The following is an 18496-nucleotide window of genomic DNA, read 5'->3' on the forward strand; positions in this document are numbered from 1 at the left end:
GCGCGGCGCCCTATTTGGAAGCTTCATGGTGGATTTCGTTTTCTGGCTTTTGTCCTACGTCATTCCTTTTCTGGCGGTGCTGACGATCATCGTTTTCGTGCACGAAATGGGCCACTACCTCGTCGCGCGCTGGAATGGCGTGGCCATCCAGACCTTCTCGGTCGGCTTCGGGCGTGAACTCATCGGCTGGAACGATAAGCATGGCACGCGCTGGCGCATCTCCGCCATCCCGCTGGGCGGCTATGTGCGGTTTCTCGGCGACATGAACGAGGCCAGCGTTCCCGATCCCGAAATCGCCAGGAATATCGATCCGGCCCTGGCGCCGCGCCTATTCGTCAACAAGTCGGTCTGGCGACGCATCGCCATCGTCGCGGCCGGACCGGCCGCCAATGTGCTGCTGACCTTTCTCGTGCTTTATGCGCTGCTGCTCGGCTATGGCCGCTATACGATCCCGCCGGTCATCGGCGAGGTCGTGGCCGGTTCGGTGGCGGAATCGGCCGGCTTCCAGTCCGGCGACCAGATCATTGCCGTCGATGGCTATGCCGTGCGCGGTTTCGAGGATTTCCAGCGTTACGTCGCCACCAGCCCGGAGCGGCCGGTTGCCGTGGATCTCGACCGTGGCGGCACCGCCATGGTTCTGACGCTGGTGCCCGAGGCGGTGCAGGTCGAGGATCGGTTCGGCAACAATCAGAGAATCGGCCGCATCGGCGTCAGCCGCAATGTCGAGGAAACCGACGTTACGCTTTATCGCCCGGGCCCGGTGGAAGCGATCGGCATGACGGTGGAGGAAATCCGCTTCATCATCCAGCGCACCGCCGCCTTTATCGGCGATTTCTTCGTCGGCCGCGGCGATGTCGAGCAATTGGGCGGGCCGGTGAAAGTGGCCAAGGTCTCCGGCGAAGTGGCGACGCTGGGCGTGGTGGCGCTCATCAATCTCATGGCGCTGCTATCGCTCAATATCGGTATTTTCAACCTGTTGCCCATCCCCATGCTCGATGGCGGGCATCTGCTCTACTATTTCGCCGAAGCCTTGCGCGGCCGCCCGCTCAGCATGCGGGTGCAGGAGATGGGATTCCGTTTCGGATTTGCGCTCGTATTGGCGCTGATGGTATTCACCTTGTTCAACGACACGATATTCGCCCATTTCGGGATTCTGCGCTAACCCATTGTTAACCTTGGTTGGCAAGGTGTTGCACGAATACAAGGGCACCAATGAATTGCTAACCGCGAGGCCACTGGCCGCTTGTTCCTGGTTAAAAAAACAGTAAAACACTTCAATGGAGTTAGCTTGGGGGAGAGCTGTGCATGGCGATTCCCTGGGCCGGTGCAGAAGGCAATAACAATATGATCCACCCCACCAAGCTGATGCGTGGCGCGGTTTCCGCGATCGCCATACTCGGGGCCGCTCCCATGGCGGCTGGCCTTCCCGTCCTCGGCGTTGCAATGGCCCAGGCGCAGGAGCAGCTGGTTGCAGCGGTTCTGTTCGAGGGCAATCGGCGCTTCCCCGATTCCCAGCTTCTGGCGATGGTCGACATTTCGAGCTCCGGCATCTTCAGCCAGCAGCGCCTGGCCGCGGATATCGAAAGCATCCGCCAGGCCTATGACCGCGAAGGGTTCATGTCCGTTTCCGTGACTGCGCGCACCGAGCAGACCGCGGACGGCCGCATTCGCGTCATCTTCACCGTGAACGAGGGCGAGCGCGCCGGCATTGCCGGGATCAACTTCACCGGCAACAACGCTATTGGGGCCAACAACCTCAAGGGCACCATGCTCACCAAGGAAACCGGCATCCTGAGCTGGCTGGTGCGCGACGACACCTATGACGAGCAAAAGATGGCCGTCGACCGCGAGCGTATCCGCCTCTATTACGCCAATCGCGGCTATCCCGATGCGCAGGTGAATTCGGTCGCCGAATATGACGCGGCCCGCAATGCCTATTTCATCAATGTCACGGTCAATGAAGGCCAGCGCTACGATTTCGGCAATGTCGGGATCGAGACCAGCATCAACGGCCTGAACACCGATGTGCTGCGCGGCACGGTCCGGACGGGCCAGGGCGGCCAATATTCGGTGGCCGACCTGCAGAAATCCATCGAGGACATGGCCTATGAGGCCACGGCGCAGGGCTATTCCTTCGCCGACGTGCGCGCCCGCCTCGACCGCGATGTCGCCACCAATACCTTCAACGTCACCTATCTGGTGGACGAAGGCGCCCGGGTCTATGTCGAGCGCGTCAACATCACCGGCAACGTCAAGACCCGCGATTTCGTGATCCGCCGCGAGCTGGCCTTTGCCGAAGGCGACCCGTTCAACCGCTCCATGGTCGTGCGTGGCCGCAATGCCATCGAAGCGCTCGACTTCTTCTCGCGCGTCGAAATCTCCACCGCGCCGGGCTCGGCAGCGGACAAGATCGTTCTCAACATCAACGTCGTCGAGAAGTCGACCGGCGAATACGGCGCGACGGCCGGTTACTCGACCAATGACGGTATCCTGGGCGAGTTGTCGCTGACCGAGCGCAACTTCCTGGGCCGCGGCCAATATCTGCGCGCCGCCATCGGCGCCTCGCAATCCGGCCGCACCTTTGACTTCTCCTTCACCGAGCCCCGCTTCATGGGCCTCAAGATGTCGGCCGGCGTCGATGCCTATCACCGCATTTATGACGAGACCTCGGCCAGCTTCTATGGTTCGGAAGTCACCGGCGGCCAAGTTCGCTTCGGCATTCCGCTGACCAGCGCCCTGAGTGCCAGCGTGTTTGGCGGCTACGAATACAAGGTGGTCAGGGATGGCGACGCCACCGCTACCCCGCCTGTTGCCGCTGACTCCAATTTGGTCAACGATGGTCAGGAATTCCACAAGGCGTTCACCGGCTATACCCTGGTCTGGAACGGCGTCGACAATCTCAAGAAGCCGACGGAAGGCCTCTACGCGACCTTCAGCCAGCAATATATCAACCTGAATTATACCGGCACCACGGATCACCTGCTCAAGAGCGAGGCCCGCGCCCGTTACTTCATGCCATTGCTGCAAGATAGCGGCATGGTGGCCAGCGTGCGCGGCCAGGCCGGGGTGATCAATAATCTCGGCGGCGGCGGTGTTCACGCCGTGGAGGCCTTCACGCCGGGCTCGCAGCTCGTGCGCGGCTTTCAGGGCCGTGGCTATGGACCGCGCCTTGGCAGCGGCGAATATCTGGGCACCACGATGTTTGCCGGCATTTCCGGCGAGATCGAGTTTCCGATCCCGGGCCTGCCTGAAAACTATGGCCTGTCGGGTGCTGTCTGGGTGGATGCTGCCTGGATCGGCGATGCCAGCAACATCATCAGCAGCGGCCCCCTCAACGGGTCCAATGCAACTATCGGCAGCAACGACGAGCCCTGGCGCGCCTCGGTTGGTGCGTCGCTCATCTGGGATTCGCCGTTCGGGCCGCTGCGTGGCGACTTTGCCCATGTGCTCAACAAGTCGACCGACGACCGCACTCAGGTGTTCCAGTTCACCATCTCCACCTTGCTCTGACAAAGGCAGTGTGAGAGAGTTTTTCGAGCCGCGGGGCGACCGCCCCGCGGCTCTTTCTTTTTAAGTGGCGTCATGGTCGATACCCGTTTCCACCGCTTTGCCGGCCCTGTTGCCGTAGGCGCGCTGCTTGCCCAGATCGGGCGGGGCGACCTTGCCGAAACCATTGAACAAGCCGGGCAGGTGATTGCCGGCGCGGCTGAACTGGACCTGGCCGAGGCCGGCGACGTCGCCCTGGCGGCGCAGTCGAGCTATGCCGAGATTTTGCGCCGGACCAATGCCGGAGTGGTGATCGTGTCGCCGGCCCTGCGGGACCTTGTGCCGGCGGGCAGTATCGCCGTTACCGCCGCCAAGCCGCATGAGGTTTTTGCCGGCATTCTGGACGTTCTTTATCCATCCAGCACCAAATCGATCATCGCCGGCGCTCGCGACGAACTCGGTCCGCCGATCTACGAACGAGACGTCATTCTCGGCGCCAATGTCGTTATCGGGGCTGGTGTCGAGATCGGGCGCGGCACGGTGATCGGCGCCAATAGCGTCATCGGGGCCGGCGTGACCATCGGGCGCAATTGCGTCATCGCCGCCAATTGCACCATCGATTGCGCCCATCTGGGCAATGAAGTGATCATTCATTCCGGCGTCCGCATCGGAACCGAGGGCTTTGGCTGGCTGGACCTGGGTCAAAGCAATCGCAAAATCCCGCAACTCGGACGCGTCATCATCCAGGACCGCGTCGAAATCGGCGCCAACAGCACCATCGACCGCGGCGCCCTGGGCGATACTGTACTGGGCGATGGCACCAAGGTGGATAACCTCGTGCAGATCGGCCACAATTGCCGGATCGGCCGCAATTGCCTGATCGCGGCCATGAGCGGCCTTTCCGGTTCCACTATCGTCGGCGACGGGGTCCTGATGGGCGGCGGCGTCGGCACGTCCGGTCACCTGACCATCGGCGGCGGCTCGGTGATCCATGGCCGGGCGGCGGTCACCAAGGACTGGCCGCCGGGCTCCAAACTTGCCGGGGCGCCGGCGCAGGATATAAGAGATTTTTGGCGTGAACTCGCCGTGTTGCGGAAATTATCCAAGGGAGAAAAGCGGGGATGAACGAGACCGTCACCAGCGCTACTGAGCTCAATGCCATGAGCATTGCCGAAATCCTGGAAGCCTTGCCACACCGCTATCCCTTCCTGATGATCGACCGCATCGTCGATATCGATGGCGACGAATCCGCCATCGGCATCAAGAATGTCACCTTCAACGAGCCCATCTTTCTCGGCCACTTTCCCGGCAATCCGATCTTTCCGGGAGTGCTGATCATCGAGGGCATGGCGCAGACCGCCGGCGCCATCGTCATCAAGCACGATTCCACCGGCGGCAAGAAGAATATCGTGCTGATGCTGGGCGTGGACAAGGCCCGCTTCCGCAAGCCCGCCGGCCCCGGCGACACCATCGAATTCCACATCGCCAAGATCCATCGCCGCCGCAATGTCGGCCGCTACAAGGCCGAGGCCAAGGTCAAGGGCATAGTCATCGCCGAAGCCGAAATCACCGCAATGATCGTTGGTGCCGATTCGTGACCGCAGCACGCGTCCATCCGAGCGCGATCGTCGCGGACGGGGCAATATTGGGGGCAGGGGTCCGCATCGGGCCCTATTGCATAATCGGCCCGAATGTCGTGCTGGGCGACAATGTCGAACTGGTTTCGCATGCCGTCGTCGAGGGCCGCACCACGATTGGCGCCGGCACTCGCATCTTTCCCTTTGCCTCTGTCGGCCATCAGCCGCAGGACCTGAAATTCCACGGTGAGGATTCGCGGCTCGAAATCGGCGAGCGCTGCACCATCCGCGAATCGGTGACCATCAATCCCGGCACCGAAGGCGGCGGCATGCTGACCCGGATCGGCAATGATTGCCTGATCATGGCCAATGCCCATGTCGCTCACGACGCGATCCTGGGCAACAATGTCATCATGGCCAATTATGTCGGCATTGCCGGTCATGTGCATGTCGGCGACAATGTCATCTTTGGCGGCACCTGCGTCGTCCACCAATTCACCCGCATCGGCGCCCATGCCTTTATCGGCGCGCAATCCATGATCGATGGAGACGTGATTCCATACGGCATGGCGGTCGGCAATCGCGCCGTGCTCACCGGCCTCAACCTGGTCGGCCTCAAGCGCAGCAAATTCCAGCGCGAAGCCATTTATCAATTGCGCGCCGCCTATCGCCAGATTTTCGTGGGAGAAGGTACGCTGGCCGAGCGGGTCGAGACGACCGCCAAATCGTTCGAAGGCGATGTGCTGGTGCAGGACGTAGTCGATTTTATCCAGACAGCGAGCGACCGGCCCATCCTGTTGCCGCGTAACGGGCACGAGAGCGAATAAATTGCAGGAATAGAAGATGGCCGAGCCGCTGCGCCTTTTCATCCTGGCCGGCGAGCCGTCCGGAGACCGCATCGCCGCCGATCTGGTGGCGCGGCTGCGTCAGCACGTATCGCTGGAGCTTGCCGGCATCGGTGGTGATGAATTGGCGGGGCAGGGCCTGGCTTCGCTCTATCCCATGTCCGACCTCGCCGTCATGGGCGTCACCGATGTCATCCTCAATCTGCCGCGCCTGCTGTGGCGGCTGGAGCAGACCGCCAGGGCCATCCTTGCCGGCCGGCCCGACATCGTGGTGCTGGTCGATTCCCAGGATTTCGCGAGATTACTGGCCGGCCGCCTGCGCAGGCGCGGCTATAAAGGCACATTGATCCTCTATGTGGCGCCATCGGTCTGGGCCCGGAATCCTGAACGGGCCGCCAGGCTCAAGCCCGTTTTCGATGCCGTGCTGGCCGTATTGCCCTTCGAGCCCGAAGTCATGGAGCGGCTGAATGGCCCGCCGACCTATTATGTCGGCCATCCGGCCCTTGCCGATAAACTGGCTACTGCCACGGCGCCCGCAAGCGGTCCGGTGATTCTGCTGCCGGGCAGCCGGGAGGGCGAATTACGCCGCCATCTGCCGGTGCTGAAAGCCATGGCAGCCGATCTCGCTGCTTTGCCTGAAGTCTCCGGCCTCGTCATTCCGACCTTGCCGCGGCTGCGGCCAAGGCTGGAAGCCGAACTGGCGCATTGGCCGGTCCCGGTGACGCTGCTGCACCGGCGCGCGGACCGCCAGACGCTTTATGCCCAGGCCTTGGGCGCCATCTGCGTCTCCGGCACGGTGACGCTGGAACTGGCCCTGGCCCGCGTGCCCATGCTGGTGCTCTATGCGCTCGACGGTCATCAGGCCCGCATTTTCGACCGGCTCGGCCGTCCGCCGGTCTCGCTGCCGAACATCATTCTCGGGCGCAGCGTCGTTCCCGAACTGGTTTCTGCCACGCTCTCGGTCGACAGCGCCGGGCCCGCCGCTCTGGCCCTTCTGGCCAACAGAAAAGCCCGCCAGGATCAGCTAGATGCCTTTGGCGAGCTTTCGAAGGTGATGGAGACGGGCCTGCCGCCGCATGGAAGGCAGGACCCGGCCGAGCGGGTCCTGACCATCTGGCGGTCTCAGCGGCTGCCGATCGGCGCGTAATCGCGGGCCACGGAGCCGTTATAGAGCTGGCGCGGACGGCCGATCTTCTTCTGCGGATCGCCGATCATTTCCTTCCACTGGCTGATCCAGCCCACGGTGCGGGCCACGGCGAACAGCACGGTGAACATCGAGGTCGGGAAACCGATCGCATCGAGGATGACGCCGGAATAGAAGTCCACATTCGGGTAGAGCTTGCGTTCGATGAAATACTCGTCCTCGAGCGCAATGCGCTCCAGCTCCTGCGCCACCTGCAAGGTCGGATTGTTCTCGACGCCCAGAATGGCCAGCACTTCCTTGGCGGTCTGCTGCATCACCGTGGCGCGCGGATCGAAGTTCTTGTAGACGCGGTGCCCGAAGCCCATCAGGCGGAACGGATCGTTCTTGTCCTTGGCGCGCTCGATGAATTCGGGAATGCGGTCCACCGTGCCGATTTCGCGCAGCATGTTGAGCGCCGCCTCGTTGGCGCCGCCATGGGCCGGGCCCCACAGGCAGGCCACGCCTGCCGCGATGCAGGCGAAGGGATTGGCGTCGGACGAGCCGGACAGGCGCACCGTCGAGGTCGAGGCATTCTGCTCGTGGTCGGCATGCAAAGTGAAGATCAGGTCCATGGCGCGGGCGATCTTGGGATCGACCTTGTATTCCTCCGCCGGAACGGAGAAGCACATATGCAGGAAGTTCGACGCGTAATCGAGATCGTTGCGCGGATAGACGAAGGGCTGGCCGACCGAATATTTATAGGCCATGGCGGCCAGGGTCGGGATCTTGGCGATCATGCGGATCGAGGCAATCTCGCGCTGCTCGGGATCGTTGATATCGGTCGAGTCGTGATAGAAGGCGGCCATGGCGCCGACCACGCCGGTCATGATGGCCATGGGATGCGCGTCACGGCGGAAGCCGCGATAGAAATACTGCATCTGGTCGTGCACCATGGTGTGGCGCGTCACCAATTCCTCGAATTCGACGAATTGCTGCTTGCTCGGCAATTCGCCATAGAGCAGCAGATAGCAGACTTCGAGATAATTGGATTTTTCGGCCAATTGCTCGATGGGATAGCCGCGATAGAGAAGCTCGCCCTTGTCGCCGTCGATATAGGTGATGGCGCTGTCGCAGGCCGCCGTCGACGTGAAGCCGGGATCGTAGGTAAACAGGCCCGTCTTGGTATAGAGCGATCGGATATCCATCACATCCGGGCCCACCGAACCACTCAATATCGGGAATTCGTGGGTCTGGTCTCCGATGACGAGTTTGGCGACTTTTTCGGTCATTGAGCTCTCCTCGTTTGGCCTGCGCCCCAGCGCGAACGACAGATGTTTCCCGGGGGCGCGGGCCGGCGCCTGGAGGCGCCGATTTCTCGTGCAGAGGTATCAGGTCTTGCCCTTCGCAAGCAACCGATAGGTAAGTATGACTAATCCAGATGGCTGGGCAGCGCCCGGCTCCCGCAGGCCACTCAGCGGCTCGCCTGGTCACCGAGTCGGGCCATGCTCTCTTCGCGCCCGATCAGCACCATGACCTCGAAAATGCCCGGAGACACGGTGCGTCCGGTCAGGGCGGCGCGCAGCGGCTGGGCCAGCTTGCCGAGCTTGAGGCCCTGCTGCTCAGCCAGCCTACGCATGGCCGCGTCGATCTCGGGCACTGACCATTCGGCAAGCCCCCCTAACGTATCGGCAATGCCGGCCAGCACCGCACGGCTATCCTCGGTCAACAATGCCGCCGCCGCCGCGTCCGGCTGGATCGGCCGCACCGCATAAATGAACTGGGCCAGGTCGATCAGCTCCAGCACCGTCTTGGCGCGCGGCTGCAATTCGGGCAGGGCGGCGAGCACGGTGTCGGGATTGGCAATCAGGCCTTTTGCGTCGTCCTCGCGGCCCACTTCCCGGGCTGTATCGACCATCACCTTATAGAGATAGGCCGGCTCCGCCTCGCGGATGTAATGACCGTTGATATTCTCCAGCTTGACGAAATCGAAGCGTGCCGCACCCTTGTTGAGCGCTTCCAGGCCGAACCATTCCACCATCTGCTCGGTGGAGAAAATCTCGTCATCGCCATGACTCCAGCCGAGCCGGGCGAGGTAATTGCGCAGCGCCTCGGGCAGATAGCCCATCTGCCGATAGGCCTCGACGCCCAGGGCGCCATGGCGCTTCGACAGCTTCGCCCCGTCCGGGCCGTGGATCAGCGGAATATGGGCCATGTCCGGCACGGTCCAGTCCATGGCGTTGTAGATGACGATCTGCCGGGCGGCATTGGTCAGGTGATCGTCGCCCCGGATGATGTGGGTCACGCCCATGTCATGATCGTCCACCACGACGGCATGCATATAGGTCGGCGTCCCGTCCGAGCGCAGGATGATGAAATCATCCAGGTTCTCGCTTTTGAACACCACGTCGCCCTGCACCTGGTCATGCACCACGATCTCGCCGGACAGCGGCGCCTTGATGCGGACTACCGGCTTCACGCCTGCCGGAGCCTCGGACGGATCGCGGTCGCGCCAATAGCCGTTATAGCGCGGCGGCTTGCCGGCGGCGCGGGCCTCCTCGCGCATCTGGCCGAGTTCTTCAGGCGAGCAATAGCAATAATAGGCATGCCCCTTGCGCACCAGTTCATGGGCGATTTCGGCATGGCGCGCCGTGCGGGCGAATTGGCTGATCGGCTCGCCCTCCCAATCGAGACCGAGCCATTTCAGCCCCTCGATCAGCGCCGTGACGGCCGCCTCGGTCGAGCGTTCCCGGTCGGTGTCCTCGATGCGCAGCAGCATCTTGCCGCCCTTGTTCCTGGCAAAGGCCCAGTTGAACAAGGCCGTGCGAGCGCCGCCGATATGAAGATAACCGGTAGGCGAGGGGGCGAAACGAGTGACGACCTGAGACATGGCGACCGAGATATTTTGAGGAATTGCGGGCCGTGTGTAGCATAGGCGGGCTTGAGCGCAAGGGTGGGGGCGCGTGGTGGCTGGCCAGCAGGCTTGGGGGATGGGGCCGGATCAATCGGCGCGGCGGCATTGGCCGCCGCTGGCCGGCGGCGCCAATCCGCTGCTGCGGATGGCGGTCAGCTTCACCGACGCCTTTGCCGGCGCAGCCGCATATCGCCGCTTGTTCGTGCTCTTGCCGTTCAGCATGATTGCCGGCCTCATTGTCTATGCCATATTGGCCGACGAGCCGGGATGGCTGGCGCTGGCCGCCGGCGGGGTTCTGGGGTGTGCGCTCCTGGCCGGGGCCGCATATTTCAAATCCCTTGCCGCCATGCGCCTCGCCGTCCAATTCGCGGCGTTCTGGCTGGGCTTTTGCCTGCTGCCCGCCCATGCATTGCTGTTCGGCACGCAAATGCTCGCCTTTCCCGCCTATGGCACTTTCGAGGCGCAGGTGGATGCGGTTCTCTCGGCCGATGACAGCCGGCAGCGGATCCTGGTATCGCAATTGACGCCGCAGGACGGCGCGCGCCCGGTCGATATCAGACGCGCCCGGCTGTCGCTGCCTTCGGAACCTGAATTGCGGCCCGGCGATCACCTGCGGGCCGCGCTCCGTCTGGCGCCGGTGCCGGGTCCGGTCCTGCCCGGCTCGCATGATGGCCAGTTCCATTCCTATTTCATCGGCGTCGGCGCCTATGGCTCGGCGACCGGGGCGGTCGAGCGTATCCGCCTCGGCAATGACGCCGATTTCGCCCGGCAGGTTCAGGGCCTGCGCAGCTATATCGCCGGCCGCATCGATCTGGCGCTCGATGGTCCCAGCGCCGCCATCGGCAAGTCCATGGTGATGGGCGATCAGAGCGATATTGACGACGACACCCGCGACGTCATGGCCGCCTCGGGGCTCGCCCATATCTATTCGATCTCGGGGCTGCACCTCTCCATCGTCGCCGGCGGCATCTATTGGCTGGTGCGGCTGCTGCTGGCCTTCATCCCGGCGCTGGTGGCCTGGCCGGTCAAGCAGATCGCCGCCATGGTGGGTATCGTCGCGGCTTTCCTCTATTTGCTGCTGGCCGGCGGCGTGGACAACGTTCCGGCCTTCCGTTCCACTCTGATGCTGGCGCTGGTCTTCGGCGCCGTGCTGGCGGGGCGGCGGGCGCTGACCATGCGCAATGTGGCCATCGCCGCCATCCTCATCATCCTGATCGATCCGGCGAGCGTCTTCCGCCCCAGCTTCCAGCTCTCCTTTGCCGCTGTCGTGGCGCTGATCGGCGTTTACGAGACGCCCCGGAAGCGCGACGGCGCGAAGACGAAACTGGAACGGCTGGGGCATCTGGTGGCGGCCACGGCCTGGACGAGTTTCATCGCCGGCCTCGCTACGCTCTTGTTCTCCGCCTATCATTTCCAGCAAACCGCGCCATTGAGCGTATTGGGCAATGTCATGGCCTTGCCCTTTGTCGGGCTGATCATGTGGGCCGGCGTCGCCGCCATGCTGGTCATGCCCCTGGGACTGGACGGCCTGTGCTTTCAGCTCATGGGCTGGGGCATCGATGGCATGCTGCTGATTGCGGAACTGGTGGCCGGCTGGAGCGAGGGATTGACCGGTAACCCCTTGCTTGCCGATTGGACCCTGGTTGCGGGCCTCGCGGCGCTGGCCTGGTTCGCTTTCCTGACAACCCGATGGCGCTTGTTGGCTCCGGTGCTGCTGGTGCCCGCAATCCTCGCCTTCGGCCTCGAACCCCGCCCGGACGTGCTCATTGCCGATACGACGCAGGCGGTCGCTATCCGCGATGGCGACGGCATGGGCCTGGCCAGCGGCCGAACCGGCAGTTTCGCCGTCAATGTCTGGAGCCGCCATTACCAGACCGAGATCGCCCGCACGCATTCCGGCGCTGTCTGCGACGGCATCGGCTGCATCGTCCAGACGCCGGATTATTCCATCGCCATCGTCCGCAACGCCGCAGCTTTCGCCGAGGATTGCGGACGTCACGATCTGCTGATTGCCCGAATTCGTCCGCCGAATTCATGTGCGGCCGGCAATGGGCTGATCGGCCCGTCACAATTGGCGGGCGGCGGCGTGCACTGGCTGCATTGGAATGCCAGTGCCGGACGCTTCGATATCCGTCCGGCCATGGTCAATCTCAACCGGCCATGGCGAGTTGCGCCACGGCTTTAAAGCTCTATCCGGGCTTCCGGCTGGCCCGGCACATCCAGGTCGATATGGAAGACGCCGCCCGCGACCTTCTCGGCGGCAAGCTGCTCGGGCGACAAGGTCTTGCTGGCACTGGTGATGAAGAGGCGCTTGAGGTCCTTGCCGCCAAAGGCCGGGCAGGTGACCTGGCTGACCGGCACTTCGACGATGCGGTCGATCCGGCCATCGGGCGCATAACGGATGACGCATGAGCCGCCCCAGCGCGCATTCCACAGGAAGCCTTCGCTGTCCACCACGGCCCCGTCGGGATAGCCGCGATGGCTCGATACGTCGGCGAATAGCGACCATTCACCCCTGGGCAGCCCGGTTTCCGGGTCGGTTCCGCATTTGAGGATTTTCTGGGTCGGCGTATCGGTCCAATAGGCGATGCGGCCATCCGGCGAGAAGCAGGTCGCGTTGGGAATGGCGGCGTCCGACCTGATCCGCGTCAAGGCTCCGGCGCGATAGTGATAGACCGCGCCATTGCTCGGCCCCTCTTCCTTGACCATGGTGCCGATCCAGAACGCCCCGGAGGGATGCACGCGGCTGTCATTGGTGCGATTGGCCGGAATATCGCGCTCGATATCCACCAGGTGCTGCATCTCGCCGCTGATGAGGTTGAAGCGCTTGAGCCCGGTCTCCGCCGCCAGCGCCAGATTGTCGTTGTCGATGATGGCGGCGGCCGCCACGATCTCGTCGAAATGCCATTGCCCGGCCGCCACGCCATCGGCACTGGCGGCGAATAGCGTCTGATTGTTGATGTCGAACCAGAACAATTGCTGGCGTCCATCGTGCCAGAACGGGCCTTCGCCCAAGGCACATCGGCTATCGATCAGCAGCTTGGCTTCATCGCTCATGTCTGCGCTCCCTTGTCATAGGCAGCCACCGCCAGGGCGGCCCGCTCGGCAGTTTCGGACACGCTCATGCCCGGCTTGAAAATATAGGTGCCCAGGCCGAATCCGGTGCAGCCAGCGGCGAAGAATTCGTGGAAATTATCCGGATTGGCGCCGCCCACGGCATAGAGGGGCAGGGCAGGCGGCAGCACCGCCTTCATGGCCCTGATGCCCTTGGCGCCCAGCACTTCGGCCGGGAAGAATTTCAATCCGGTGGCTCCGGCGCGAATGGCGGCGAATGCTTCGCTGGGCGAGAAGACGCCCGGATAGGATTTGAGCCCGAGCCGCACGGTTTCCTCGATCACCGCCACATTGGTGTCCGGCGACACGATGAAGGTGCCGCCCGCGCCCGCCACTGCCCGTACATCTTCCGGCGACAGCACCGTGCCGGCGCCGATTTCGGCGCGGTCCGACAGGGTCCCGGCGGCGCGGGCAATGCTCTCCACCGCATTGGGCGAATTGAGCGGGACTTCGATCAGCGTGATGCCGGCTTCCACCAGTGCCGAGCAGACCGGCACGGCCTCCTCATTGGTGAGGCCGCGCAGAATGGCGATGATGTGGCGATGTGTCATGCTTGGCATTTCCTTACGCAAGATGCTGGCGCGCGGCCTTGAGACCGGCCAGCACGATCTCGGTGGCATCCACCGGATGCCCGCTGGCGCCGGACATGTCCAGCACCTGCCAATAGAGCGCGCAGAGCGCCGGCGAGCCGATCAGCGGCACCGATGCGGCGCCGATCTGCTTCCGTTTGGCGGCGATCTCGGTGCCGATGAGCAGCCCCGACAGGTAACCGGCGCTCCAGTCCGGCTGACGGTCCGACAATAAGGCGGCCGCGCGGACGCCGAACAGCCGGCCCAGAAGATTGTCGGGACGGTCCAATCCATCGGCGGCGCCGGCGCGAAAGCCTTCGGCGCGATCCGGGCCATCCAGCGGTCCGGTGAGCGAATGGCGCAGCACCGAATGGGTTTTGAGCAGGTCGAACATTTCCCCGGTCATGGCGGTGGTGAAATTCTCGATACGGGTGCCGTCCAGCCGCGCCCATTTCGAATGCGTCCCGGGCATGCAGACCAGGCCGGCATAGTCCGGCGCCAAGGAAGCCAGCCCCAGAAGCTGGGTTTCCTCGCCGCGCATGACGTCTTCGCCGCCCTGCCGCTGGCAGATGCCGGGCAGGATGGCGACGGACAATGCCGCGTTCTCCATTGCCGGGCGCACCGCATGGGCGGCCAGATCCCGCAGGTCTGCGGGGGCGTCGAGATAGGGGGCTTCCAGCCAGCCCTGCCGCGCCCCGGCCATGCCGCAAATCAGCACATCGACGGTCCCGGGGGCGGGGGAGAGTTCCGCCGCCACTTCAGTCAGCACGGCCGGAAACTCGGCCGGGGCCAGCTTGCCCATGCCCTTGTCGGAATTTGCCGAGGAAATCACCGCGCCATCGGCGCTCATGCCCCAGGCCCGCAGATTGGATGTGCCCCAGTCCACCGCTATCCAAGTCGCAAATTCAGCCAAACCACATCCTCATTGCTTCAAGCCGCCTCGCCGCAGCGGTAACATCGAACGCTCTTTGAGGCAGATTTCTACCATCGACGTACTGCTTTTGGAATTGTATGATTTTTCCACTGAACGACATTCACACCGCGATCTGGCGTGCTAGAACGTCTTTCAGCAAGGCCTCCGAGTCCGGGCAACGGACAAATTAGGATAGAGATGATGACGGCAGACAATAGCGGCGCGGGCAGCCGCAAATTAAGATCGCGCGCCTGGTTCGACAATCCCGATAACCCGGACATGACCGCGCTCTATCTGGAGCGCTACATGAATTACGGCGTCTCGCGCGAAGAGCTGCAATCGGGCAAGCCAATCATCGGCATTGCCCAGACCGGCTCCGATCTCAGCCCCTGCAACCGTCATCACATGGTGCTGGCCGAACGCGTTCGCGACGGCATCAGGGAAGCGGGCGGCATCGCCATCGAATTCCCGGTGCATCCGATCCAGGAGACCGGCAAGCGCCCCACGGCGGGCCTCGACCGCAACCTCGCCTATCTCGGCCTGGTCGAAGTGCTCTATGGCTATCCGCTGGACGGCGTGGTGCTGACCATCGGCTGCGACAAGACCACCCCCGCCATGCTGATGGGCGCCGCCACGGTCAATATCCCGGCCATCGCGCTCTCGGTCGGGCCCATGCTCAATGGCTGGCACAAGGGCGAGCGCACCGGCTCGGGCACCATTGTGTGGAAGGCGCGCCAGATGCTCGCCGCCGGCGAGATCGATTATCCCAAATTCATCGAACTGGTCGCCTCCTCGGCGCCGTCGACCGGCTATTGCAACACGATGGGCACGGCCAGCACGATGAACTCGCTGGCCGAGGCGCTGGGCATGCAGCTTCCGGGTTCGGCGGCCATTCCGGCGCCCTATCGCGACCGCCAGGAAATGGCCTGGCGCACCGGAAAGCGCATCGTCGACATGGTGCATGAGGACCTCAAGCCCTCGGACATTCTCACCAAGCAGAATTTCCTCAATGCCATCGTGGTCAATTCCGCCATTGGCGGATCGACCAATGCGCCAATCCACATCAACGCCATTGCCCGCCATGCCGGCATCGACCTCGATATCGACGAATGGCAGCAGCACGGCCATAACGTGCCGCTGCTGGTCAATCTGCAGCCGGCCGGCGAATATCTGGGCGAGGACTATTATCATGCCGGCGGCGTACCGGCCGTGGTCAATGAATTGATGAAGCAGGGCCTCATTCATGAGGACGCGCCCACCGTCAATGGCAAGACCATCGGCGAGAATTGCCGCAACACGCCCATCGAGGACGACAAGGTCATCCTGCCCTTCGACAATCCGCTCAAGGCCGAAGCGGGCTTCCTGGTGCTGCGCGGCAATCTCTTCGACAATGCCATCATGAAGACCAGCGTGATCAGCCCGGAATTCCGCGAGCGCTATCTGAACGACCCGGCGCATCCCGGCATGTTCGAGGGCAAGGCCGTGGTCTTCGACGGCCCCGAGGATTATCACCAGCGCATCGACGATCCATCGCTGGACATCGACGAGAATACCCTGCTGTTCATGCGCGGCGCCGGCCCCATCGGCTATCCGGGCGCGGCGGAAGTGGTGAATATGCGGCCGCCCGATTACCTCATCAAGAAGGGTGTGCATGCGCTCGCCTGTATCGGCGATGGCCGCCAATCCGGCACGTCCGGTTCGCCCTCGATCCTCAATGCCTCGCCGGAAGCGGCGGCCGGCGGCAATCTCGCCATCCTCAAGACCGGCGACAAGGTGCGGATCGACCTCAACAAGGGCGAAGCCAATATCCTGATTTCCGACGCCGAGATCGAGCAGCGCCGGCGGGTTCTCGAAGAAGAGGGCGGCTATAAGTTCCCCAAGCACCAGACCCCGTGGCAGGAAATCCAGCGCGATCTCATCGATCAGCTCGGCAGCGGCGCCGTGCTGCGCCCCGCGGTCAAATATCAGCGCATCGCCCAGACCGAGGGCCTGCCGCGCGACAATCATTGATTGCGCTTACCGCAGGCGATTTCGACCGGCCCCGATACAAGCGGGGCCGGTTTTATATGAAGGCTACCCCGGCGAGGCTGAACCTCGAAAAAAAGGGTGCGCAAAGGGTGAGGTCGTCGCCCCGCCGGGGTGACAGGCCAGCGTTCCATCTTCCTTGCCTATACCGGCATTCCTGCCCGTATTGATCGACTGGGTGAGACGCCGGCGCTGCTGCCGCACGACTCTGCCTGGACGAACGATTCAGCCGCCGCCCGAGCGATCCGCAGCCCGGCTTATGGGTCTGCGACAAGAAAAATGGCGTCAGATATGGGCGACCCCATATCACCTGCCATCGCCCCCCGACCACTCGTCATGACCGCGCCTCAGGGAACGATGGGGCAAGGATAGGGGATAGCGAGAGGAGAGAGGATAAGTTGGAGGAGGAGGCGGAAGCGGCTTCCTTCGCACTTGCAAGCAGGGAGGCGCTATCCGCGGGGAAGGAGAGGGGACTGCAGGGCAGGATCGCCTTTCTCAACCGGCGTCATTCTGGCGACAGCGGGAACCTCTGCTGACAAAACGGAGGCCCCCGCTTTCGCGGGGGTGACCCTAGGAAAAATGCGGGATCAGCGCGCGAAATGGACTGCGCCAATCGCCGCTCGTCACCCTCGCGCTTGATACGAGGGGGCTGGAGGTGCCGCAAGAGCCCTCGCGTCGCGCGCGAGGGTGACGAACTGGGAAGGGGCCCGCACTATAGGCATTGCCGTCCTCCAGTGCCTGCGCTTGGTGTGCGCAAGCGGCTACCCAAGGATAAGATGTGGCTTTGGGGCCTGATTGGGGATGTCTGTCGGAGAGAAGGGGGACTGCAGGGCAGGATCGCCTTTCTCAACCACGGCGTCCTTCCCGCGACAGCGGGAACCTCTGTTAAGAAAACCGAGGCCCCCGCTTTCGCGGGGGTGACACTGGGAAAAATGCGAGATCAGCGCGCGAAATGGACTGTGGGCCAATCACCGTTCATCACCCTCGCGCTTGACGCGAGGGGGTTGTGTTTGTGGGGGTGCCGCAAGAGCCCTCGCGTCGAGCGCGAGGGTGACGGACTGGGAAGGGGGTGCCACCACCCGCTCGGCGATAACCTGCCTCAAGGGTCCGCGCTCGGTTGTGTGCACGACCGCGGGCAGGGGAGAGGCGCAGGAGCCGATGGCTCGTGGACCCAGAGGCCGCTAATATTTCCGCAGCAGCCCGACCAGCCGGCCCTGCACCTGTACCCGGTCCGGCGGGAAAATGCGGGTTTCGTAAGCCGGATTGGCCGCTTCCAGCGCGATGGTATTGCCCTTGCGGCGCAGGCGCTTGAGCGTGGCCTCCTCCTCATCCACCAGCGCGACGATGATCTCGCCGGTCGAAGCGGTATCCTGCTTCTTGATGAGCACGGTGTCGCCGTCGAAAATGCCGGCATCGATCATGGAATCGCCGCGGACCTCGAGGGCGTAATGCTCCCCCGCGCCCAGCATTTCAGGCGGGACGGCGATGGTGTGCGAATGGGTCTGGATGGCCTCGATGGGCGTACCGGCGGCGATCCGGCCCATGACCGGAATGGAAACCGGACGAGCATAATCCTCCCCCGCGCCACCCCGCGCCGGCGGCGCTGCAACCTTGCCCAGAAGGCCTTCGATCACTGCGGGCTCGAAGCGCGCCTTGCGGCCGCCCAGCGACGGATTCATCGAATCGGGGAGCTTGATCACTTCCAGCGCCCGGGCCCGGTTCGGCAGCCGGCGGATGAAGCCACGCTCCTCCAGCGCGGTGATCAGCCGGTGGATGCCGGACTTGGAGGCAAGATCGAGGGCGTCCTTCATTTCATCGAAGGAGGGCGGGATACCGCTTTCCTTCATCCGTTCATGGATGAACATCAGCAGTTCGTGTTGTTTGCGTGTCAGCATTGGCCCCAAACCCCAGAATCGGAACATAGACGGAACGA

14 protein-coding genes are annotated in these 18496 nt (G+C 63.4%); 8 read left to right on the plus strand and 6 right to left on the minus strand.

Annotated elements, in window-relative coordinates; genetic code table 11:
* Positions 1–25: 25 nt before the first annotated feature.
* From rseP to O9Z70_RS07225, 6 genes are all read left to right on the plus strand, one after another.
* Positions 26–1162 carry an RIP metalloprotease RseP gene (rseP, locus tag O9Z70_RS07200; protein WP_286021784.1) on the plus strand — a complete coding sequence of 379 codons (1137 nt, stop codon included), beginning with the start codon at positions 26–28 and terminating at the stop codon, positions 1160–1162.
* A gap of 143 nt (positions 1163–1305) precedes the next feature.
* Complete coding sequence (gene bamA, locus O9Z70_RS07205; protein WP_286021785.1) at positions 1306–3510, plus strand: outer membrane protein assembly factor BamA; 2205 nt, start codon at positions 1306–1308, stop codon at positions 3508–3510.
* Between the two features lie 72 nt (positions 3511–3582).
* Positions 3583–4611, plus strand: a complete 1029-nt coding sequence (gene lpxD / locus O9Z70_RS07210) for a UDP-3-O-(3-hydroxymyristoyl)glucosamine N-acyltransferase (protein ID WP_286021786.1) — start codon at positions 3583–3585, stop codon at positions 4609–4611.
* A complete protein-coding gene (fabZ, locus tag O9Z70_RS07215) occupies positions 4608–5084 on the plus strand; it encodes a 3-hydroxyacyl-ACP dehydratase FabZ (protein WP_286021787.1) in 477 nt (158 codons plus the stop codon). Before lpxD ends, fabZ begins: the two co-directional genes overlap by 4 nt.
* Positions 5081–5890 carry an acyl-ACP--UDP-N-acetylglucosamine O-acyltransferase gene (lpxA, locus tag O9Z70_RS07220; RefSeq protein ID WP_286021788.1) on the plus strand — a complete coding sequence of 270 codons (810 nt, stop codon included), beginning with the start codon at positions 5081–5083 and terminating at the stop codon, positions 5888–5890. Before fabZ ends, lpxA begins: the two co-directional genes overlap by 4 nt.
* A 16-nt stretch (positions 5891–5906) precedes the next feature.
* Entirely contained in the window at positions 5907–7055 is a 1149-nt protein-coding gene (locus tag O9Z70_RS07225) for a lipid-A-disaccharide synthase (protein WP_286021789.1), read from the plus strand.
* On the opposite strand, the gene gltA is transcribed toward O9Z70_RS07225, so the two are convergent.
* Entirely contained in the window at positions 7031–8320 is a 1290-nt protein-coding gene (gltA, locus tag O9Z70_RS07230; protein WP_286021790.1) for a citrate synthase, read from the minus strand. The genes O9Z70_RS07225 and gltA overlap by 25 nt on opposite strands.
* A gap of 182 nt (positions 8321–8502) precedes the next feature.
* A complete protein-coding gene (gltX, locus tag O9Z70_RS07235) occupies positions 8503–9918 on the minus strand; it encodes a glutamate--tRNA ligase (RefSeq protein WP_286021791.1) in 1416 nt (471 codons plus the stop codon).
* A 100-nt stretch (positions 9919–10018) separates the two neighbouring features.
* On the opposite strand from gltX, the gene O9Z70_RS07240 reads away from it, so the two are divergent.
* Positions 10019–12127, plus strand: a complete 2109-nt coding sequence (locus tag O9Z70_RS07240; protein ID WP_286021792.1) for a ComEC/Rec2 family competence protein — start codon at positions 10019–10021, stop codon at positions 12125–12127.
* Here O9Z70_RS07240 and O9Z70_RS07245 read toward each other — a convergent pair.
* From O9Z70_RS07245 to O9Z70_RS07255, 3 genes are read right to left on the minus strand one after another with little or no spacing between them, the layout of a single operon-like run.
* Positions 12124–12999 (minus strand): SMP-30/gluconolactonase/LRE family protein, encoded by an 876-nt coding sequence (locus tag O9Z70_RS07245; RefSeq protein ID WP_286021793.1) that lies wholly within the window; start codon positions 12997–12999, stop codon positions 12124–12126. The genes O9Z70_RS07240 and O9Z70_RS07245 overlap by 4 nt on opposite strands.
* On the minus strand, positions 12996–13607 hold the full coding sequence (locus O9Z70_RS07250) for a 2-dehydro-3-deoxy-6-phosphogalactonate aldolase (protein WP_286021794.1): 612 nt from the start codon (positions 13605–13607) through the stop codon (positions 12996–12998). Before O9Z70_RS07250 ends, O9Z70_RS07245 begins: the two co-directional genes overlap by 4 nt.
* A gap of 13 nt (positions 13608–13620) precedes the next feature.
* Positions 13621–14538, minus strand: coding sequence for a 2-dehydro-3-deoxygalactonokinase (locus tag O9Z70_RS07255; RefSeq protein WP_286021795.1), 918 nt, complete (start codon positions 14536–14538; stop codon positions 13621–13623).
* A gap of 201 nt (positions 14539–14739) precedes the next feature.
* Between O9Z70_RS07255 and O9Z70_RS07260 the strand changes: the two genes are divergently transcribed.
* Positions 14740–16548 (plus strand): IlvD/Edd family dehydratase, encoded by a 1809-nt coding sequence (locus tag O9Z70_RS07260; RefSeq protein WP_286021973.1) that lies wholly within the window; start codon positions 14740–14742, stop codon positions 16546–16548.
* A gap of 1196 nt (positions 16549–17744) precedes the next feature.
* Here O9Z70_RS07260 and lexA read toward each other — a convergent pair.
* A complete protein-coding gene (lexA, locus tag O9Z70_RS07265; RefSeq protein ID WP_286021796.1) occupies positions 17745–18458 on the minus strand; it encodes a transcriptional repressor LexA in 714 nt (237 codons plus the stop codon).
* Between the last annotated feature and the right edge of the window lie 38 nt (positions 18459–18496).

It is taken from the genome of Devosia sp. YIM 151766 (assembly GCF_030285925.1).
GTDB lineage: Bacteria > Pseudomonadota > Alphaproteobacteria > Rhizobiales > Devosiaceae > Devosia.